20 protein-coding genes are annotated in these 19,475 nt (G+C 65.6%); 14 read left to right on the forward strand and 6 right to left on the reverse strand.

Annotated elements, in window-relative coordinates:
- The first annotated feature begins 363 nt into the window (after positions 1–363).
- The 5 genes from C7453_RS08305 (at position 364) to spt (ending at position 5,163) form a co-directional block, all read left to right on the forward strand.
- Positions 364–570, forward strand: coding sequence for a hypothetical protein (locus tag C7453_RS08305; protein ID WP_114727096.1), 207 nt, complete (start codon positions 364–366; stop codon positions 568–570).
- Between the two features lie 9 nt (positions 571–579).
- A complete protein-coding gene (locus C7453_RS08310; protein ID WP_114727097.1) occupies positions 580–1,710 on the forward strand; it encodes a sensor domain-containing protein in 1,131 nt (376 codons plus the stop codon).
- 69 nt (positions 1,711–1,779) lie between these two features.
- Positions 1,780–3,516 carry a fatty acyl-AMP ligase gene (locus C7453_RS08315; RefSeq protein WP_114727098.1) on the forward strand — a complete coding sequence of 579 codons (1,737 nt, stop codon included), beginning with the start codon at positions 1,780–1,782 and terminating at the stop codon, positions 3,514–3,516.
- 194 nt (positions 3,517–3,710) lie between these two features.
- Positions 3,711–3,962 carry an acyl carrier protein gene (locus C7453_RS08320; RefSeq protein WP_114727099.1) on the forward strand — a complete coding sequence of 84 codons (252 nt, stop codon included), beginning with the start codon at positions 3,711–3,713 and terminating at the stop codon, positions 3,960–3,962.
- A gap of 4 nt (positions 3,963–3,966) precedes the next feature.
- The gene (gene spt / locus C7453_RS08325) at positions 3,967–5,163 is read left to right on the forward strand and encodes a serine palmitoyltransferase (RefSeq protein WP_114727100.1); all 1,197 of its coding nucleotides are present in this window, start codon (positions 3,967–3,969) and stop codon (positions 5,161–5,163) included.
- An 80-nt stretch (positions 5,164–5,243) separates the two neighbouring features.
- Here the strand turns inward: spt and C7453_RS08330 are convergent, their stop codons facing one another.
- Complete coding sequence (locus C7453_RS08330) at positions 5,244–6,203, reverse strand: hypothetical protein (protein ID WP_114727101.1); 960 nt, start codon at positions 6,201–6,203, stop codon at positions 5,244–5,246.
- A gap of 5 nt (positions 6,204–6,208) precedes the next feature.
- The gene (locus C7453_RS08335) at positions 6,209–7,180 is read right to left on the reverse strand and encodes a diacylglycerol kinase family protein (RefSeq protein ID WP_114727102.1); all 972 of its coding nucleotides are present in this window, start codon (positions 7,178–7,180) and stop codon (positions 6,209–6,211) included.
- A gap of 120 nt (positions 7,181–7,300) precedes the next feature.
- Between C7453_RS08335 and C7453_RS08340 the strand changes: the two genes are divergently transcribed.
- From C7453_RS08340 to C7453_RS08365, 6 genes are all read left to right on the forward strand, one after another.
- Positions 7,301–8,197 carry a metallophosphoesterase family protein gene (locus tag C7453_RS08340; protein WP_245948930.1) on the forward strand — a complete coding sequence of 299 codons (897 nt, stop codon included), beginning with the start codon at positions 7,301–7,303 and terminating at the stop codon, positions 8,195–8,197.
- A gap of 26 nt (positions 8,198–8,223) precedes the next feature.
- Positions 8,224–9,432 (forward strand): LptF/LptG family permease, encoded by a 1,209-nt coding sequence (locus C7453_RS08345; RefSeq protein ID WP_114727104.1) that lies wholly within the window; start codon positions 8,224–8,226, stop codon positions 9,430–9,432.
- On the forward strand, positions 9,429–10,535 hold the full coding sequence (locus C7453_RS08350; RefSeq protein ID WP_114727105.1) for an LptF/LptG family permease: 1,107 nt from the start codon (positions 9,429–9,431) through the stop codon (positions 10,533–10,535). Before C7453_RS08345 ends, C7453_RS08350 begins: the two co-directional genes overlap by 4 nt.
- Positions 10,532–11,311, forward strand: coding sequence for a sterol desaturase family protein (locus C7453_RS08355; protein WP_114727106.1), 780 nt, complete (start codon positions 10,532–10,534; stop codon positions 11,309–11,311). Before C7453_RS08350 ends, C7453_RS08355 begins: the two co-directional genes overlap by 4 nt.
- 74 nt (positions 11,312–11,385) lie before the next feature.
- On the forward strand, positions 11,386–12,099 hold the full coding sequence (locus C7453_RS08360) for an NTP transferase domain-containing protein (RefSeq protein ID WP_114727342.1): 714 nt from the start codon (positions 11,386–11,388) through the stop codon (positions 12,097–12,099).
- Between the two features lie 5 nt (positions 12,100–12,104).
- A complete protein-coding gene (locus tag C7453_RS08365; protein ID WP_114727107.1) occupies positions 12,105–13,190 on the forward strand; it encodes a glycosyltransferase family 4 protein in 1,086 nt (361 codons plus the stop codon).
- Between the two features lie 7 nt (positions 13,191–13,197).
- On the opposite strand, the gene C7453_RS08370 is transcribed toward C7453_RS08365, so the two are convergent.
- On the reverse strand, positions 13,198–14,115 hold the full coding sequence (locus C7453_RS08370; RefSeq protein WP_114727343.1) for a glucosamine inositolphosphorylceramide transferase family protein: 918 nt from the start codon (positions 14,113–14,115) through the stop codon (positions 13,198–13,200).
- 121 nt (positions 14,116–14,236) lie between these two features.
- Between C7453_RS08370 and C7453_RS08375 the strand changes: the two genes are divergently transcribed.
- The 3 genes from C7453_RS08375 to C7453_RS08385 all read left to right on the forward strand — a co-directional run bounded on the left by C7453_RS08375 (position 14,237) and on the right by C7453_RS08385 (position 16,586).
- Entirely contained in the window at positions 14,237–14,734 is a 498-nt protein-coding gene (locus tag C7453_RS08375; RefSeq protein WP_114727344.1) for an MmcB family DNA repair protein, read from the forward strand.
- A gap of 38 nt (positions 14,735–14,772) precedes the next feature.
- Positions 14,773–15,564 (forward strand): inositol monophosphatase family protein, encoded by a 792-nt coding sequence (locus tag C7453_RS08380; RefSeq protein WP_114727108.1) that lies wholly within the window; start codon positions 14,773–14,775, stop codon positions 15,562–15,564.
- Between the two features lie 197 nt (positions 15,565–15,761).
- The gene (locus tag C7453_RS08385) at positions 15,762–16,586 is read left to right on the forward strand and encodes a lipid-binding SYLF domain-containing protein (RefSeq protein ID WP_114727109.1); all 825 of its coding nucleotides are present in this window, start codon (positions 15,762–15,764) and stop codon (positions 16,584–16,586) included.
- Between the two features lie 23 nt (positions 16,587–16,609).
- Here the strand turns inward: C7453_RS08385 and mltG are convergent, their stop codons facing one another.
- The 3 genes from mltG to C7453_RS08400 all read right to left on the reverse strand — a co-directional run bounded on the left by mltG (position 16,610) and on the right by C7453_RS08400 (position 19,266).
- Positions 16,610–17,602: an endolytic transglycosylase MltG gene (mltG, locus tag C7453_RS08390; protein WP_114727345.1), complete on the reverse strand. Its 993-nt coding sequence runs from the start codon at positions 17,600–17,602 to the stop codon at positions 16,610–16,612.
- Positions 17,603–17,691: 89 nt separating this feature from the next.
- Entirely contained in the window at positions 17,692–18,978 is a 1,287-nt protein-coding gene (gene fabF / locus C7453_RS08395) for a beta-ketoacyl-ACP synthase II (protein WP_114727110.1), read from the reverse strand.
- A gap of 48 nt (positions 18,979–19,026) precedes the next feature.
- Positions 19,027–19,266: an acyl carrier protein gene (locus C7453_RS08400; RefSeq protein ID WP_012227163.1), complete on the reverse strand. Its 240-nt coding sequence runs from the start codon at positions 19,264–19,266 to the stop codon at positions 19,027–19,029.
- Positions 19,267–19,475: the final 209 nt, after the last annotated feature.

A 19,475-nucleotide genomic window follows, 5' to 3' on the forward strand; every position in this document is an offset into this window, starting at 1 on the left:
CCCCCCTCAAGAACCTCGCAGGCGGGGCGATGCAGATTGTTGCCAGTATCCGGCACTCCACTTTTCATCTCCAACGCCATTTTCATCCGGCCCTCAGCCATATACCGATATCAATGCAGCAGCCCCCACTCGAAACAGCCACCTCGTGGCAGAAGGGCACCGCCGAACGAACGTATCATCATGCATGGCTACTATGATGGCCGGAGGGACTGGTTGCCTGCTGATGGTCCTCGCGCTGCCGCCATACGTCCGACTGCTGACGCGGATGATCCACACATAAGATCCCGCAACGCTCAACATCGTGCTATGAATGATCAGTGCCGCGAACATTAGCCAATCGGCCTACCGCTGGAACCGTTATTGATGACCTTCCGTCTTATGGGCGCTCTTGTCATCGCATACAGCATGGATGCTGTCTTCCTCCTGCCCATTCTGGTGATCCTGCTTCACCTCTATGGACTGGCGGCCGTGGAGACCGCCGATTGCGACGGAACCATTATCGTGCTGCTTGCGCCACGGGCCATGATGCATGCACGCCTGCCATCCCAGATGCGTCCAGACCTGACCTGACCTCACCCGATGCGCATCGTTTTCCCTTTTATCGCCCAGCCCCATCAGATCGCGCATTCCCTGCCGATCGCGATGGAGATCGCGCGCCGGCATCCTGAGATTGCGGTCCATATCGCCTGCCTGACGGACGAGCAGGAGGCCTATATAAGACGCTTGGGTAGCCTCTACCCCGACTCGCACGTCTTTTATGAACGACTAACTCTCCCCCCGCTGTTACGGAGACAACTGACCCATCGCGGCCCCAGCGTTCTGACTAGATTGGCGGCTCTGTTTTTCAACAAGAATTATTTCGAGACATTTCAGGCTATTGTCGTTCCAGAGCGCACGTCACTCTATCTGCGCAGGATGGGCGTACGCAGCCCGCGCCTGATCTGGACCCGCCACGGTGCTGGAGACCGCGCTGTCGGCTTTGCCCGAGACGTCCGGCATTTCGATTTTATCCTGATGGCAGGAAGAAAGCTTGAAAAGCGATTGCTGAGCCAGGGTTCACTCCAGCCCGGACACTACGCCACGGGGGTCTATGCCAAATTTGATCTCGTGCGGCTGATGCATAGCAACGCAGCGCCGCTGTTCGGCAACAGACGCCCAACAGTTCTCTATAATCCGCATTTCAATGCGCGGCTAACATCGTGGTATAAATTCGGCACTCAAGTTCTGGACTATTTTGCCACTCAGGACCGATACAATCTTGTTTTCGCACCACATTACCGGTTGTTTGACGCACATCGCGACAAGGCCGCGAGTATTCTGCGCACCTATGAGGGGATACCGCACATGCTCATCGATCCAGGCAGTACCAGGAGCGTCGACATGACCTACACGATGGGCGCCGACCTCTATCTAGGCGATGTCAGCAGCCAGGTCGCCGAATTTCTGATCGAGCCGCGTCCCTGCCTGTTTCTTGACGCGCATGAGACGAAATGGCACGACAATCCCGACTATCTGTTCTGGTCCCTGGGGCCGGTGACTGACACGGCTGCCAGCCTTGACCAAGCTCTGGACGGTGCCGTTGCCGGGCACCCGGGTTTCCTTGACCGGCAAAAATCATATATACGCGAAACCTTCGGCCTCGCGGATATCGAGCCGACAGCGCCGATTGGCGCGGACGCCATCGTAGAATTCCTTCGAAAGGCGCATTGATGCGGGCTTTCGTCCTCGCTTTGAACCTGCCTTGATTACATACTCCAGGTGGAAGATTCGTTACCTGAAATGACACTCGATCCGACTCCGACAGATTCTGGTCAGGCGCGACGCCTGGGCGATTTTGCAACGTTTCCGGAAGCCTTGGATTACGCGGCCCTTGGGCAGGCGGGATTCAATGTTTATTCCGGGCGCGGCCAACTGCTGGAGTCCCTCCCCTACCGAACATTGCGCGAACAGGCCCTGGATGTCGCACGGCGACTGCTGACGCTTGGGCTGCGACCTGGTGAACGGGTCGCGATCGTCGCAGAAAGCGATGGTGACTTCGCGCGGATCTTTTTTGGTTGTCAGTATGCGGGCCTGGTGCCGGCTCCGCTGCCACTGCCGGTCGCATTCGGCGGGCGCGAAGGCTATGTGACGACCCTGCGCGGCATGATCGAAAGCGCCGGCGCCGTCGCCGTGATCGTGCCCGACATCATTGCCGGCTGGACAGGCGAGATCATCGACGGCTTCGATCTGCGTTTCGGCGGGAGTCCAGCCGAACTGATGGCCCTGCCGGTCGAACCAGTCACATTGCCGGCTGTCTCGCCGGACGACCTCTCCTACCTGCAATTCTCCTCGGGCAGCACGCGCTTTCCGATGGGGGTGGCGGTCACCCAGAAATCGGGCATGGCCAATGCCCGCGCGATCGCCCGCGACGGCCTGAAGGTCCGCGAAACCGGTGACCGATGCGTGTCCTGGCTGCCGCTCTATCATGACATGGGCCTCGTCGGCTTTTTCCTGACGCCGGTCACCTGTCAGTTGACCGTCGATATGCTGCCAACGCGCGAGTTTGCCCGTCGTCCCCATGTCTGGCTGGATTTGATCAGCCGCAATCGCGGTACTATCTCCTACAGCCCATCCTTCGGTTTCGAACTGTGCGCCCGCCGTGCCTCGACGGTTACGCTGGAACTGTCCTGCTGGCGCGTCGCGGGTATCGGTGGCGACATGATCCGTCACCACATCCTGGAAGAATTCGCCGAACGCTTCGCCGCATCCGGTTTCGACGGAAGGGCCTTTACCGCCAGCTACGGCATGGCCGAGGCCACGCTGGCCATCAGCTTCGTGCCCCTGCATACGGGTATACAGACCGATACCGTCGATCTGCGCTTCCTGGAAACGCAGGGTATCGCGCGCCCGTCGAACGATCCTTCCCATGCTCTCCGGACTTTCATCCTGTGCGGCAAGGTCCTGCCCGAGCATGAACTGGAAGTGCGTGACCCTGCCGGTCGTCGCCAGCCGGATCGCAAGGTCGGCACCATTTTCGTCCGTGGCCCCAGCCTGATGCGCGGCTATTTCAACCAGCCGCAGGAGACCCAGCGCGTCCTGGATGCCGATGGCTGGCTGAATACCGGTGACCTCGGCTACATGATCGACGGACAGGTGGTCGTCACCGGCCGCGCCAAGGACCTGATCATCATCAACGGCCGCAATATCTGGCCGCAAGACCTGGAATGGTCGGCGGAAACCGAAATCGGCGCGCTACGCAGCCGCGATGTTGCCGTCTTCTCGATCGATCAGGAAAAAGGCGAGAAGGTCGTCGCCCTGATCCAGTGCCGCGCCGCCACCCCCGAAGCCCGCGAAACCCTGCGCAACGAGGCCGCCAGCCTGTTCCGCCGCCAGCATGGGGTCGATGTCTCGGTCATCCTGATCCCGCCCCATACGCTGCCGCAGACTTCATCGGGGAAACTGACCCGCGCACGGGCCAAGGCCATGCTGCTGTCGGGCGCCTTCGACTCGGTCAGCGAAACCGCGTCGGTCGCGTGATCCGCTGGGGTCTGTTGCGCCACACACGGGCCCCAGCTTCAATACTGGCCATCCGACCGGATTTCGATATAAGGGCATCCTCTTTTGTTGAGAGGGGGCGCAGGCAATCCGCCAGACTGCCCTGATCCTCCTATGGCAGGCGGGGTTCGGGCACGTCATACGGGGACGGCTCCCGCAATAAGGATGTATTTATAATGAGTGAAACGGTCGCGGACGTCTCTGCCCTGATCATCCAGACGCTGCTGGCGAATCCCAAAGTCCCCCGCGACATCAGCGGCAGCAGCAAGATCGTCGAAGATCTGGCCTTCGATTCACTCGCAGTCATGAATTTCGTGATGGAAATCGAGGATTCCCTCGATGTGTCCGTTCCGCTCGACCGGCTTGCCGACATCCGCACCATCGACGACCTGGCCAACTGCATCGTGTCGCTCAAGCAGGGCGGCTGACTCCATGTCGATCTTCTCCAAATACGAGCCGCTGGCCCGTTCGCTGGCGGCCGTGACCCATGGCGGAGGCCGCAACCCGTTTTCCGTCGTGATCGACCATCCCATATCTTCGACCGTGGGCGTGATCGAAGGGCGCGAGACCCTGCTGTTCGGCACCAACAATTACCTGGGCCTCAGCCAGAGCGAAGCGGCGATCGAGGCCGCGATCGACACGCTGCGGACCCACGGCGTCGGCACCACCGGATCGCGTATCGCCAACGGCACCCAAGGGCTGCATCGCCAGTTGGAGGAGCGCATCGCCGCTTTCTTCCGCCGCCGGCATTGCATGGTGTTCTCGACCGGCTATCAGGCAAATCTGGGTATGATCTCGGCCCTGGCCGGCAAGGACGATTACCTGCTGCTGGACGCCGACAGCCATGCCAGCATCTATGACGGCAGCCGGCTCAGCCAGGCCCAGGTCATCCGCTTCCGGCATAATGATGCCGACGACCTGCACAAGCGCCTGCGGCGGCTGGACGGCACCCCAGGCGCCAAACTGATCGTCGTCGAAGGCATCTACTCGATGATGGGCGACGTGGTACCGATGGCCGAATTCGCGGCGGTCAAGCGCGAAACCGGCGCCTGGCTGCTGGCCGACGAAGCCCATTCCGTCGGCGTCATGGGCGAGCACGGCCGCGGCGTCGCCGAATCATGCGGCGTGGAGAACGATGTCGATTTCGTCGTCGGCACCTTCTCCAAGAGCCTCGGCACGGTCGGCGGTTACTGTGTTTCCGACGATGACGGGCTGGACCTGATCCGCCTGTGCTCGCGGCCCTATATGTTCACCGCGTCGCTGCCGCCCGATGTGATTGCCGCCACCATGGCGGCCTTGAGCGAACTGGAACAACGGCCGGAGCTTCGGCACCGCCTGATGGACAATGCCCGGCGCCTGCATGCGGGCCTGAATGCCATCGGGCTGCGCACCGGCCTGCAGGCCAGCCCCGTCGTATCGGTGGTGCTGGACGAGATCGACGAGGCCGTGCGGTTCTGGAACCGGCTCCTGGATCTGGGCGTGTACGTCAATCTCAGCCTGCCGCCCGCCACCCCCGACCAGCACCCACTGCTGCGAACCTCGGTGATGGCAACGCACGACGCCGCCCAGATCGACCAGGCGATCGAAATCTTCGCCATCGTGGCTCGCGAGCTGGGCCTCGGTCAGTAACGCCATGTTCCCGCTTCTACCGTCTTCAGGCGGTGGAAGCGATCCGGACCATCCTGATGTGTCAGGCGCCCTGACGCTCCTTACCTGCGGAAGACCCCAGCCCCCTGCAACCGCCAGAGCAGCCGAGGCAGGCAGATCAGCGGATGCCGGGCCTCGAACGGCGTCAAGGCGAGGTCGAAGCCGCTATGGCGCCGCACTTTCCAGGCAATATAGCGCGCACCGCCAGCGAAGGTGAACGCCGCCTTGAACAGGCGCGCGACATTCAGCGGACGCCCCATATCGGCGCGCACCCGCCATTGGCGCTCCGCTCGGGCGCGTGCTTCCGCCGGAACCACCGGATATAACGTCTCACCCTCCTGCCTGAACGACAGGCCGGACGCCGCCCAGGCCGCCGGCAGCAACGCCGCGAACCGCGTCCCCAATTCGCCGGCCAACAGCATGGTGGCGCGATTTCCCCCCTCGACCCGCAATTCCGCGGCATAGGTCCGGCGAAACAGGCTTTCCCAATAGACCAGAGCCGATCCGCTCTCCGGACCAAGCATGGCCGCCCACCAGGCAGCCACCCCCACGGCACGGATCAAACACCCCAGAATCGCGTCCGCCGCCACCCCATCGCGCACCCATACCAGCCGCGCCGGCTGACAGAAACGGGCCCAGATCGTGGTGTCCAGGCAGCCACGCGCCGTTAACGTCCGGAACTGCCCAAGGGTCAGAATGGCAACCTTGGCCCGGACAGTCCGGCCGTCGATGATGCGCTCGTGATATTCGACGTTCGGCGGCAACAGAGCGTTCGCCTCGCGCGCCGCCCTGCCGCGCACCCAGTCGGCCTGCCGCTCCAGCACGATATAGAAATCGAGGATGCCCTCCGGGTCCATCTGACGCAGACCCGACCCGTAGAACAGGACGCCCAACACCGGTGCATTCCCGACCAGTTGGCCGACAAAAGCCGTCACCACCGGCTCCACAGGGCGGACCAGTTCGTCGGTCAGAATGCGGGCAACCCGCCCGGCGGCGAGAGGATCGTGTCGCACGTCATTCATGAGAATCAGGCATTCCGGATAAAATCGAAGGCTGGCCCCGCCGACAGATAGGTCTGCCCATCCGAACCGGCATCCAGGATCTCGCCGTCCAGCACGAAATCCCCCGTCAGCCGCAAGGCCAGACGATCGGCCCGGCCACGCAGATAAGAAGGCGAGCGATCCATCCAGGCCGCGGGCCGCCCACGCAGGACCGACCACGTCGCGGAGAGCAGATGTTCAGGGAAAGCCCCAACATTCAGATAGGAGAGTCCCGCCCCTTCCCGCGCCGCGAAGGGCCACATCCCTCCGGGGAGACCGTCCAGCGTCGTGGCCAGGAACAGGAAGCAATCCGCCGTCCGAGGCACCTCGTCCCCCACCGCCAACGTCACGGAATCGCCGGCCAGCCATTTACGGCGCGTCGCGCGAAAGACCAGCCGCCCCAGGGAGGACGCGATCGCAATCCCAACGGCCAGTTCATGCGAAAAGCGATTGAGGATGACCGGCCGATGGGCGATCCGGATTCCGCGCGTAAAGGCGGCAGCACCATGGAACATCCCCAGCACAGCCGGACGCGCCGGATCGGACCAGCGAACGGCCAGCGCATCGCGCCGCCGGAGGCAACGCCGCAGCCCCCCCTCGCTTGCCAGAAGACTCAACCGCTCAAGCGCCGCCGTGCCACGCAGGCCAAACCCCACATCGGCGGCGATCAGGTTGGTATTCCCCGACGGCAGCACGGCGAGCGCCGGCAATGCATCCGCCGGATAAGCTTGATAAATGGCGGACATGACGTCACTGACGGTACCATCCCCGCCATCGATCGCGATCACTCCGACCTCGCGCCGCGCCAGTTCAGCCACGATCTCCACCAGACCGGGCCGGGATGCCGAATGAAAGAACAACGGCCCCAACACCTGTGACGCCCGCTGACCGAACGAACCGTCTTCACGGCCATTCCGACGGCTGCGCGGATTATGAATCAGGGCAAACCGCTCGCTCACGGCCTATCGACCTTTCTCTGTGACACCGACATTCTCCGGGTCATAAGCCGCGTTCCCTGCATTATTGCAAGATCGTGAACGCCCGAGGGCGGATTGGCCGAGGACTGACTGGAGGAAAGCGTGAACGAAACGACCCTGGCCCACCTGTCCGATCTGCATCTGGCACATGACGGACTACGCTTTCCTGCCTCGGCGCTGCTGAACAAGCGCATGACAAGCCAACTCTCCTGGCGGCGCCGGCGCCGGTTCCTGCATGTCGATACTGTTCTGGACGCGCTCGTCACAGACCTCCGCGCGATGGCGCCGGACGCAGTCGCCCTGACCGGGGACCTGACCAATCTGGGCCTCCCGGTCGAATGCCGACGCGCGGCAGCCTGGGTTGCAGCCCGCCTGCCCCGGCAGACCGCGATCATCCCCGGCAACCACGACATGCTGGTGCGCGAACCGTGGGATGCCACGCTGGGGGCCTGGAAACCCTGGATGGCCGCCCGGCCGGACGATTTCCCCTTCGTCCGCCGCTTCGGCCCTGTCGCACTGATCGGCGTCAATTCCGCCTGCCCCACCCCCTGGTTTTCCGCCGCCGGGCGGATCGGCGCGTCCCAGGCCGCCCGCCTGACCGAAATCCTGCACGAAACCGGCCGCGAAGGCGCCTTCCGCGTCGTCATGATCCACCATCCGCCGGTTCCCGGCATCGTCACCCGCCGTAAGGCGCTACAGGATGCCGGACTGTTCGCGACCGCCATCGCCCGGTCAGGCGCCGAACTGATCCTGCACGGCCACAGCCATCGCTCCGGCCTGTCCTCTCTGCCCGGCCCCACGGCGACGGTGCCGGTAATGGGCATTGCCTCGGCCTCGATGCTCGCTCCGGGCCAGGAACGCACCGCCGCGTGGCACCATATCCGCGTCGCCGGTACCGAACGCGGCTATTCCGCCGAAATCCGCCGTCGCCTGATCGCACCGGGCCAGCCGGTTCGCGAACTGCCCCCCTGGCGCTTCGATGCCTATCGCCTCCCCTAGACGATGCCTGTATGAATTACCCGACAATGACGCGCGCGCCTTTCCCTTCCGCCTTGCTGCAAAGGATTACGCCGGGAACCCTGGACCGTTATCTGGTACGGCAGATGGCCCCGCCCTTCCTGATCTCGCTGGCCGTGGTCATGACCGCGCTGCTGCTGGAACGGCTACTGGTGCTCCTGAACGTACTGGCGGCGGACGGCGGCACGCTCAAGGTTTTCGCCGGTCTGCTGGCCGACCTTATCCCGCATTATCTGGGCCTGGCCCTGCCGGCGGCGATCTGCGTCAGCGTCTTCGCCGTCGTGCGGCGGATGAGCCAGAACAACGAAATCGACGCCCTGATGGCCAGCGGCGTCTCACTGCTGCGCATCGCACGCCCCTTCATCCTCGTTGGCGCGGCCATGGGCCTGGTGGGGTTCAGTCTCTATGGCTTCATCCAGCCCTATGCCCGCTACGATTTCCGACAGGCGATGTATTTCGCCGCTCATGCGGGCTGGGCTCCCCACCTGCAAAGCGGAATGTTCGCCACTCCCTCCGACACGCTGATGCTGACGGCGGACCGGGTCGATGGCGCCGGCACCCGCCTGCATCACGTCTTCATCCGCGACCGGAGCGACGGCCTGGAACGCGACATCTCCGCCGAGAGCGGAACCTTGCGGATCGCCGACGACCGCACATCGGTCCGGCTGGACCTGAAGCACGGTACCATCGTCACCGAGCGGGAGGGCGAAACACCAACGCTGGTGCTGTTCGACACCACCACCCGCCTATTCAATACCGTCTCCCAGGCCCACGCCTTCCGCCTCCGCGGCAATGACGAGCGGGAGCTGACCCTGTTCGAACTGCTGCACGACGTGCGCACCGGCGATCCAACGATCCGCCGCCCCCACCTGGTCGCCGAACTCCATTTCCGCCTCGCCCGCGCATTGGCCATTCCCTTCATCCCGATCCTTGCGTGCGCGCTGGCAGGCATGGCCAAACGCCAGCGACGCAATCTGGGCCTGGCCATCGCCGCCATCAGCCTGGTCGGCTTCGATCACGCGCTACAACTGGGACTGAGTCTCGTCGCCAGCCGCGCCATGTCGCCCTGGCTGGTCATATGGGGTCCGTTCGTCCTGTTCTGCGGCTGCTGCGTCTGGCTGATCGCGCGCCGGTCCGGATCGGCGGGGGCCGGCCCGATCTGGCGGCGCTCCTTCGCCCGGCTGCGGGCACGTCCAACGGCCAGCCCGTCCTCATGAGCGCGCGTCCTCCATCGCCGGCACGCCACGTCCTGATCGGCTATCTCACCCGCGAACTGCTCGGACGAATCCTGACGACGGCCGCTATCCTGCTGGCACTTATGGAAGTCCTGGCGCTGCTGGAACAATTGACCCCGATCCTGGAACGACACCAGGGCGCACGCGGCATCGCCTATTACATGCTGCTGCACGCACCGCTGCTGGTGGGCGGCACCCTGCCGCTGGCGGTCCTGATCGGCTCACTGGTCCTGCTGATACAGATGACGACCGGCAGCGAGATCGCGATCCTGCGCGCCGCCGGCCTGACCACCCCCGGCCTGACCCGCCTGATGCTGCCGGCGATCCTCGCGCTCGGCGTTGCCGGCGCCCTGATCGACGATCAGATCACCCCGCGCACCGAACGGGCGCTGGCAAGCTGGTGGAACCGCACCGATCCCCATCCCGAAGCCGGGCACGGCTTCTGGTTCCGCTCAGGCATGACGCTGGCGGATATCGGCTATGTGGCGCAAGGCGGCACGACCGTCACCCATGTCGACCTGTATCAGCGCGACCCGAACGGCCGGCTGCTTCGCACCGTTCACCTGAACACGCTTCGCTATGCACACGGCACCTGGATCGGCGATGGCGGCCGCAGCCTGGAGCCGACGGGGGCTACCGTCCGCACGGCCACGCTCCTGCCGGCACCGGCTGTGGACCATGGCTGGCCGGCCGGGCTGCGCCCCACGGACATGATCCGGCTGTCGATGGACACGCCCCCGCTTTCCGTCGCCACCATCATCGCGATCCTGCGCGGGCACGCACCCGCGTCACAGCCGCCGGCGGCCCTGCGCACCGCACTGCTGGCACGGCTGCTCACCCCCTTCAGCTTTGCGGTAATGCTGTTATTGGCCCTGCCGGTGGTCTATATCCCACCACGAAGCGGAACGCGGAGCTGGCTGCCGGTCTGGTGCCTGGGCGCCGGCCTGCTGTTCGTGGTCTTCCAGGGCATGCTGCGGGCGCTGGGCAATGCCGGCACGCTGCCCGCCCCGGCGGCGACGCTACCCGGCATCGTCATCTTTACGCTCGCCGTCTGTGCCCTGGTGTTGAGGATTGAAGAGAGATGATCGGCACGACCCTACACAACACGTCTCTGCGCACCGGCCGGAGCTTCGACCTGGGGAAGATGAATCTCCGCCAGTTGTGGATCGCCTACCTGACCTATCCGACGATCCTGCTCTACATCGTTCTGGCCGTGATCAGCTTCGTCGTCCTGGCGCGGAATTTCCCCGGCATCGGCCCGACCCTGATCGCCGCAGGCGCCGTCGTCGCGGTCTACCCGCTGGCGTGGTACATGATCCATCGCTTCATCCTGCACGGCCGCTTCCTCTACCGGATGAAATGGACGGCAACGCTGTGGAAGCGCATCCATTTCGACCATCATCAGGACCCGCACCTGCTGGACGTTCTGTTCGGCTCGCCGCTGAACACGATTCCCACCATCGCGATCATCACCCTGCCGATCGGCTACCTGATCGGCAATGTCGGGGGTGCCGCGGCGGCCATGGGCACCGGGCTGGTCATTACCTGCATCTACGAATTCTTCCACTGCATCCAGCACCTCAACTACAAGCCGCGGATGCGCTGGATCCAGAAGATGAAGCAGCGCCACGTCCTGCATCATTTCCATGACGAGGACGGCAATTACGGCATCACCAGCTTCGTCGTCGACCGCGCCTTCGGCACCTATTATGTCGACGCCCGCGCACGGCCACGCAGCCCGCACGTCTTCAACCTGGGCTACGACCTGGAAGAAGCCAACCGCTATCCCTGGGTGATGGAACAGACCGGGGCGCCGCCGCGCGACCGGCCCGACGGCGCAACCTCGCGGAACGCGGCGTGACCTCCACCCAACCCGCGCCCGGCCCGCTGACCGTCCTGGTCCTGGCCGGCACCCGCGCCGGTACGGCGGACCCGATGGCCACCGCCGCCAACGTCTCGCACAAGGCGATCCTGCCCGTGGCCGGCCGGCCCATGATCGCGCGCGTGCTCGATGCGCTCGCCGCCTGCCCACGCATCCGCCGCATCGTCATCAGTATCGAAACCCCAGGCATCCTGGAGGGGCTCGAACTCGACCATCCGGTGGATTTCCTGCCCCCCGCCGCCGGCCCCAGCGCCAGCGTGATGGCGGCCCTGCGCACGCTCGGCACCCCTCTGCTGGTCACCACCGCCGACCACGCCCTGCTGCGCCCGGAATGGATCGAAACCTTCCTCGATTCCGTCGATGCGCACTGCGACATGGCCGCGGCCGTGGCGATGGAGGCCGACATCGCGCGCGATGTCCCCGGCACGAAACGCACGATGATCCGCTTGGCCGACGGGGCCTTTTCCGGCTGCAACCTGTTCCTGTTCCGCACGCCCGCCTCGATCGGCGTCGTGGAACTGTGGCAGCGGATCGAACAGGAGCGCAAACGGCCGATCCGCATGGCGCGCCTGCTGGGGATCGGAACCTTGCTGCGCTACATGACCGGCGGCCTCACCCGCTCAGCCCTGTGCGCCCGGGTAGGCAGCCTGAGCCAGGCCGCAGTCAGGCTGGTCCCCCTGCCCGACGGCCGCGCCGCCGTGGATGTCGACAAGCCCGCCGATCTGCTCCTGGTCGAATCCCTGCTCCGGAATCCCGCCGCCTCCTGACCCCCATGCGCATCGCCTACATCATCAACTCCCTGGAGGGTGGCGGCGCAGCCTTCCCCGTGCCCGACATCGCCGGTGTCCTCCGCCGCGCCGGGCACGAAGTCGCCGTCTTCGCGCTGCAACGCCGCGACGGCCGCGCCTTGGCGGCCTTGCAGGCAGCCGGCCTATCGGTCGAAATCTGCCCCGGCGGGCGGCGCGACCACCTGGCCGCCCTGCGCTGGCTGAACCACCAGATCGCCCAGTGGCAGCCCCACCTGATCTGGACCTCCCTCACCAGGGCAACGGTGATGGGCCAGATCGTCGGGCTGAGGCGTCGTATCCCAGTCGTAAGCTGGCAGCACTCCGCCGGATTGAGCCCCGCCAACACCCGCCTCCTGCGCAGCACCCGTCGTCTGAGCCGGATGTGGGTCGCCGATTCCACCTGCGTGCTGGATTTCATGCACCGCAGGCTGCACATTCCGGCCGACCGCGCCGCCTTGTGGCCAATCTTCCGCGCCGATCCAAACTGCCCGGCCGCCCGCCCATGGCAGGCGGGCGAGATCGTGCGGATCGGCTCACTGGGGCGTCTGCACCCGGTCAAGGGTTACGATATCCTGTGCCACGCCCTGGCGCTGCTAAAGACCGACCCGTCGCTGCCGCCCTTCGAGGTCACCATTGCCGGAGAAGGCGACGCCCGCCCCCAGATCGAGAACCTGATCCGCGAACACGACCTGAGTACACTGCGTCTGGCAGGCTTCACCAACGCGGTGCCGCACTTCCTCGCCACCCAGCACGGCTACGTCCAGCCCTCGCGCCATGAAGGATTGTGCATCGGCGTGCACCAGGCCATGCAGGCCGGACTGCCACCGATCGCCTCGGCCGTCGGCGAAATCCGCTACACGGTGCAGGACGGCATCTCCGGCCTGCTGGTGCCACCTGTCGACCCCACAGCCCTGGCCGAGGCGCTGGCCAGCATGCTGCGCCAGCCCCATTCACTCGCCACCATGGGCCACGCCGCGCGCACCCGCGTGCAGGACCTGTTCGCCCCCGAACGGTTCGACGCCGCCGGCCTGGCCATCCTGGACCGCATCGCCGCGTCGCCGCGCGGCTGACCACGTTCTACCCGCCCGCGCCCGTCCCGATCATCCGCCGGCCCAAACGGTCCAACGCGATCGCGATCCGGCGCGGAGACCGGCTGATCCGCTTCGCATCGACCAGCGTCACCTCCCCAGCCGCAGACAGTGTGTGCAACCCGTCGGTATAAGGCGTCCACTCCGACGCCGGGGCGATCGGGGGGCCAGCCTGACCGACGAAATGCCTCGTCCCCAGATCGGTCACCGTCAGTGGCACGATCGCCCCGCCATACGTGTTCGTACAGTCCTGCGTCGGCAGAATGACCCGCCCATCGACCAGCAGCGGCGTGCCCCCCGGCCGCGCACTCCGACGATCCCGCCGGACCGGATTGCCGGGATGCGGATGCCACGGTCCCCGCAACGTATCGGCCCAGGCTACATGCAGCAGGCTCTGCCTGTCTTCGCCCGACCCACCGGAGGGGCTGTAGAACATCCACCACCGGCCATCGATTTGCACCGGCGAAGCGTCGATCGCCGCTTCGGGAAAGACGAAATCCGGCACCCTCTCCCAGCGATCGGGAAAGGAGACGGCGCGATACAGCGTCAGCCGGCCAGAGCGATAGGCTTCGGGCAGCAGATAGATCTCGTCTCCCTCGGCAATCACCACCGGGTAGGACAGATGCCACGGCTCGGACAACACGGGCCGCGCCTCCAGAAGCCGCATGCCGCGATCGAAGACGAAAACGTCGATCCGACCGATCCGGACCCGGTAATCATAAGCCTCGACGAACAGATACAGCCGATCATCCCGCCACAGCCCGAACGGATCGGCGAGAAACCGGAACGGCCCCGGATCCGGCAACCAGGTCACCGGCAACCCGGCGACGTCGCCATGCCTCAGGATGTCGGACATCGGGCAGGACAGAATACCCGTCCGCCAGATATCGGTGCGCAGGAGGCCCATGCCCGCTCCCATGCTGCAATGCCGCCCCTGTGACGGCCGCCAAGCGGTCTATCCCATCAGACCCGGTTCGCAAACCGCGCCGGTCGTGACGCGCCGTCCCACCCGTGGCATGGTGCGCCCGATGCCCATCGACCCCGTCCAGAACCAGATCGCCATCCGCCGCGCGGTCAATCATCTCTGCGGCCAGATGGGCTGGGCGGCGCTGAACGAACTGGTCCTGCCGGATGGCCGTCGCGCCGATGTCATGGCCCTGCGGCCGGACAACGGTTTCGTGTGTATCGAGATCAAATCCGGCCCGCGCGATTTTCTCACCGACCAGAAATGGACCTGCTACCACGATTGGTGCGACCAGCTTTTCTTCGCCGTCGATCGCACCTTTCCCCTCTCCCTGCTGCCCGAGGCAACCGGGATCATGGTCGCGGACACCGATACGGTGCCCGCCGGCCTGAACGTGATCGCCGAAGCCGCCATCCTGCGCTCTCCCGTCCCGACCGCCCTGGCCGCCGCCCGTCGGCGCAAGCTGACATGGCTGTTCGCCACCCAGGCGGCCGGCCGGCTGGCCCGCCTGGACGACCCCGCCATCACGACCGCCCTGCGCACCGCCCGGCGGGTCGAATGATACCACACCGCCCCTCCCCCACGCTGAAAGGTTCCCCGATGTCCGATGCCGCCATCCTGTGCCGGTTCGAGGCCGCGCGCTCCATCGTCCGTGATGCGGCCGATCTGGCCATGGCGATGCGCCCGCCGCCGGGCGGCCCGTCGGGCAAACAGAAAAGCGCCCAGGACTGGCTGACCGAAGCCGACGGCGCGGTCGAGGCCCTGATCTCCGAACGGATCGGCGCCCTGTTCCCCGAGGACGGCTTCCAGGGCGAGGAAGAAGGGCGCACCCGCACCGGGCGCCTGCGCTGGGTGGTCGACCCGATCGACGGCACGTCGAACTACGCGCGCGGCCGTTCGCGCTGGTGCGTCTCGCTGGGCCTGATGGATGGCGACCAGCCGGTCGCCGGCATCATCCAGGCCCCGGCACTGCACGAGACCTATACCGCCGTGCGCGGTCATGGCGCCTTCCTCAACGGCCGGCCGATCAAGGCCTCGCCGGTTACCGACACCCGATCCGCGATGGTCGAAATGGGCTGGAGCAACAAGGTGCCCGACGGCATCTACGCGGCGAAAATGGCCGCGATCCTGGAACTGGGCGCCATGCCCCGCTCCGGTGGCTCCGGCGCGCTGGCCCTGGCCGATGTCGCATGCGGCCGGCTGGACGGCTATCTGGAAATGGTCATCAATCTGTGGGACGTCGCCGCCGCACTGGTGCTGCTGGAGGAAACCGGGGCCCGGTTCTCCCCCTTCCTGCGCGACGGCGGACTCGATCGCGGCATCACCCTGCTTGCGACGGCACCGGGAATCGCCACCGATCTGGCGGTGGCACTTGCAGTACCGCTGGACTGAGCGGCTGCCACCAGCCATGGTTACGCCATAAAAATCCGGCAGGAGACAAGGCGCGGGCCGGAATGCCGGCCACACGCCCACTCCTGCTTCACGGTCGCGTAGCCGGGCGTTTCCGGCCGCGCGACAGCGATACGATCTGCTCGGCATTCTGCGGCACGGACGGTCCGAAGGTCGCGCGATGCCGAAAATTATGGAGCATGCCCTTGCGAGACGGTCTTTCCCGCAAAACCCTGGCCCTGGCGGCCATTGCGCTGGCGCTGCCGGCGGCGCCGGCCCTGGCTGCGGGCGAACGGCAGCAGGCCCTGGTGGACCGCGCCACCCTGACCGTGCGCGAGATGTTCAGCGGCGCCCGCCCGGACAGCAAGATTACCCGATACATGAGCCAGGCGCGTGCGGTCATGGTCTGCCCGTCCATCTTCCGTATGTCGATCGGCTTCGGCGGCGCTGGCGGCGGCTGCGCCCTGCTGTCGCGAGACGCGCGCGGTTCCTGGTCCGATCCGGCCTTCTACACGCTCAGTTCGGCCAATGTGGGAATCCAGCTCGGCATGCAGGATTCCCAGATGATGTTCTTCGTCATGACCGATCGCGGCCTGCAGGCGTTGCTCGACAGCCAGTTCCAGTTCGGCGCCAATGCCGCCGCCTCCTTCGCGACCATGGGGTCCGGCATCGAGAGCGGCACGGCCGGCCAACGCAATACCGACATCATGGCGTTGCAGAAATCCGAGGGCCTGTTCGCCGGCGCCGCGCTGGGCGGCTCGAAACTGACGGTCAACAGCAGCGCGAACCGCGCCTACTACAACCAGATCGTCGGCCCCGAGGACATCGTCATCTCGATGCGGGTCAACAATCCCGGCGCCGACCCCCTGCGCGCCGCCTTGAGCGAAGTCCAGGCCCAGGCTACGGCCGGCGCACCCGCGGCAGCCCCGCCCGCCTACGCCCAGCCCGGCCCCGGCGCCGAACCCTCACAGGTCGCGGTACCCCCGTCCGGTCGGGTCAGCAGCCAGCCCCTCTCTCCCCCGTGAAAGCTGACCGTACGCGGTCAGATTCACTTGCCCGGTACCTGGCGCGCACGCCAGGTACCGACATTGCGGTTATGCTCCGCCAGGCTGCTGGCAAAGGCATGCCCCCCCCTGCCGTCGGCGACGAAATACAGCGCGTCGCTCTCGGCGGGATGCGCCACGGCCTCCAGTGACGCCAGGCCCGGCGCACAGATCGGCCCGGCCGGCAGGCCCGGCAATGTGTAGGTGTTATAGGCACCCGGCGCGTCCAATTCGGCCCGCGTCAGGCCATGGCCCAGCGGCCCAGCCCCACGATTGATCCCATAGACCACGGTCGGATCGGATTGCAGCCGCATGCCAAGGCGCAGCCGGTTGAGAAAGACGCGGGCCACCAGCGGGCGCTCCGCCGCAATCGCGGTCTCACGCTCCACCATCGAGGCCAGAACGACCAGCGTCCGCCGATCGGGAATCTCCGGCAAAGGCACCCGCTCACGCCAGACGGTCTCCAGCGTCGCCTCCAGGGCCGCCTGCATCCGCGCCAGCAGCGCGACACGCGGCGTCCCCCATTCATAATCATAGGTCTGCGGCAGAACGCTGCCCTCGGCCGGCGGCCCAAGCGGCGGCCCCGTCAGCACCGGCGCCCGGTCGATCAGGTCCGCCACCTGAAGCGCGGAAAACCCTTCGGGTACGGTCAGGCGATGCACCACCGGCTTGGCATGGCGCAACACGAACAACACATCGCGGAGCGAGGCATGGGCGGGAAATTCAAGTTCGGCCGCGTGCAGAACACCATCCTGGCGGGTCAGATGCACAGCCACGCGAAACAGCAGGCCGCTGGCCCGCCCCGGCGCGATCACCCCTTCACGCTGCAAGGTGGCCGCCGTGCTGGCCAAGCCACCACGGGCGACGACCACCGCGCGGGACTCTGGCGCCGGTCCCGGCGCGCCATATTGCCACCATCCCCAGGCAGCAATCCCCCCACCTGCCACGCACATCACCAGCAGCAGGCTCAGGCTGAAAATCAGAAGACGCTTGAGCATGATGCTCTTTTTCCGCGTCACGATGTCAAAGACAAGGGCCACCGGACTGACGGATCAGGCGCGTGCCTGATCCGTCAGTCCGCGCAGGGTCAGACGCCGCGTACGATGATGCTGGCGTTGGTGCCACCGAACCCGAAACTGTTCGACAGGGCGATATCGATCTTGCGGCGCTGGGCCTCATGCGCCACGCGGTCGATCGCGCTTTCGGTGGACGGATTGTCCAGGTTCAGCGTCGGCGGCGCGACATTGTCGCGGATCGCCAGGATCGAGAAAATCGCCTCGACGGCTCCGGCCGCACCCAGCAGATGGCCGATCGCGGATTTGGTCGACGACATCGCGACCTGGCTCGCCGCATCGCCGAACAGACGTTCGACTGCCTGCAATTCCAGGTCATCGGCCATGGTCGACGTACCATGGGCATTCACATAGCCGATATCGGAAGGCGCGATGCCGGCGCTGCGTACCGCGGCCTGCATGGCGCGATAGGCACCTTCATGCCCCTCGGCCGGCGCGGTGATGTGGTACGCATCGCCCGACATGCCGTATCCGATGATCTCGCCATAGATCTTGGCGCCACGCGCCTTCGCGTGCTCGTACTCCTCCAGCACCACGATGCCGGCGCCTTCGCCCATGACGAAGCCGTCGCGATCGCGATCCCAGGGGCGCGAGGCCTTCTCCGGCTCCGCGTTGAACGCGGTGGAGAGCGCACGGGCCGAACTGAACCCGGCGATTCCCAACGGGCACACCGCCGCTTCGGCGCCACCGGCCACCATCACGTCGGCGTCGCCGAGCATGATCAGGCGCGAGGCATCGCCGATCGCATGCACGCCGGAGGCGCACGCGGTCACAACCGAATGGTTGGGGCCCTTGAAACCGTATTTGATCGAAACATGGCCGGAGACCAGATTGATCAGCGCCGACGGGATGAAGAAGGGCGACAGGCGACGCGCCCGCCCCTCATGCACCGTGACCGACGCATCATAAATCGTCTGAAGTCCGCCGATGCCCGAACCGATCATCACGCCGGTCCGGCAGCGGTCCTCCTCGGATTCGGGCTTCCACCCGGAATCCTCGACCGCCTCGGTCGCCGCGACAAGACCCAGATGGATGAAGCGATCCATCTTCTTCTGGTCCTTGACCGGCACCCAGTCGGACAGGGTCAGGCAGCCCGCCTCGGTCGGCCCGGCCGGCACCTCGCCGGCGACATGCGCCGGCAGGTCCGAGGGATCGAACGAGGCAATGCGGCCGATCCCGCTTTCGCCGGCGATCAGGCGCGACCAGTTATGTTCGAGCCCCAGCCCGAGCGGGCTGACAATGCCCATACCGGTAACAACAACGCGCCGACGTCCCGGCGCTCCTCCGGCAGATTGTATCAACCCGCACCGCTCCCTGATCACAAAATCCGACGTTCCGTAGAAGCAGCCTCAGGCGGCCTTCTGCTTCTCGATGTAGTCGATGGCGTCCTTCACGGTCGCGATCTTCTCGGCTGCATCTTCCGGGATCTCGACGCTGAAAGCCTCTTCGAAGGCCATCACCAGCTCGACCGTATCCAGGCTGTCCGCGCCCAGATCGTCAATGAAGGAGGCCTCCGGCGTGACCTTGCTTTCCTCGACGCCGAGGTGCTCGACCACGATCTTCTTAACCTTGTCAGCGATTTCGCTCATCTGTCTTCGCTTCCTGTCTGCCCCAATGAGATACGGGCGGTTCGAAATTCATTCGTCCTGTCTGACGTCCCGCGAAGCGGAACCGCCGGACCATGCCCAGCCCGCTTCCGGACGAAGCAGCGGCGGATTAGCACGGTTCCTCGGCACTAGCCAAGGCGGCGGATCTTCTTTCCGTCATAATCCGCTGCCAAAACCTGAAATCCGGCTCC

The sequence above is a fragment of the Gluconacetobacter liquefaciens genome (genome assembly GCF_003350405.1).
GTDB classification, from domain to species: Bacteria; Pseudomonadota; Alphaproteobacteria; order Acetobacterales; family Acetobacteraceae; genus Gluconacetobacter; species Gluconacetobacter liquefaciens.

Bases quoted from the DNA above. Each gene is read 5' to 3' on its own strand.
- C7453_RS08305 (WP_114727096.1), top strand. From the start codon at position 364: ATGACCTTCCGTCTTATGGGCGCTCTTGTCATCGCATACAGCATGGAT.
- C7453_RS08310 (WP_114727097.1), top strand. From the start codon at position 580: ATGCGCATCGTTTTCCCTTTTATCGCCCAGCCCCATCAGATCGCGCAT.
- C7453_RS08315 (WP_114727098.1), top strand. From the start codon at position 1,780: ATGACACTCGATCCGACTCCGACAGATTCTGGTCAGGCGCGACGCCTG.
- C7453_RS08320 (WP_114727099.1), top strand. From the start codon at position 3,711: ATGAGTGAAACGGTCGCGGACGTCTCTGCCCTGATCATCCAGACGCTG.
- spt (WP_114727100.1), top strand. From the start codon at position 3,967: ATGTCGATCTTCTCCAAATACGAGCCGCTGGCCCGTTCGCTGGCGGCC.
- C7453_RS08330 (WP_114727101.1), bottom strand. From the start codon at position 6,203: ATGAATGACGTGCGACACGATCCTCTCGCCGCCGGGCGGGTTGCCCGC.
- C7453_RS08345 (WP_114727104.1), top strand. From the start codon at position 8,224: ATGACGCGCGCGCCTTTCCCTTCCGCCTTGCTGCAAAGGATTACGCCG.
- C7453_RS08350 (WP_114727105.1), top strand. From the start codon at position 9,429: ATGAGCGCGCGTCCTCCATCGCCGGCACGCCACGTCCTGATCGGCTAT.
- C7453_RS08355 (WP_114727106.1), top strand. From the start codon at position 10,532: ATGATCGGCACGACCCTACACAACACGTCTCTGCGCACCGGCCGGAGC.
- C7453_RS08360 (WP_114727342.1), top strand. From the start codon at position 11,386: ATGGCCACCGCCGCCAACGTCTCGCACAAGGCGATCCTGCCCGTGGCC.
- C7453_RS08365 (WP_114727107.1), top strand. From the start codon at position 12,105: ATGCGCATCGCCTACATCATCAACTCCCTGGAGGGTGGCGGCGCAGCC.
- C7453_RS08370 (WP_114727343.1), bottom strand. From the start codon at position 14,115: ATGGGCCTCCTGCGCACCGATATCTGGCGGACGGGTATTCTGTCCTGC.
- C7453_RS08375 (WP_114727344.1), top strand. From the start codon at position 14,237: ATGCCCATCGACCCCGTCCAGAACCAGATCGCCATCCGCCGCGCGGTC.
- C7453_RS08380 (WP_114727108.1), top strand. From the start codon at position 14,773: ATGTCCGATGCCGCCATCCTGTGCCGGTTCGAGGCCGCGCGCTCCATC.
- C7453_RS08385 (WP_114727109.1), top strand. From the start codon at position 15,762: ATGCCCTTGCGAGACGGTCTTTCCCGCAAAACCCTGGCCCTGGCGGCC.
- mltG (WP_114727345.1), bottom strand. From the start codon at position 17,602: ATGCTCAAGCGTCTTCTGATTTTCAGCCTGAGCCTGCTGCTGGTGATG.
- C7453_RS08400 (WP_012227163.1), bottom strand. From the start codon at position 19,266: ATGAGCGAAATCGCTGACAAGGTTAAGAAGATCGTGGTCGAGCACCTC.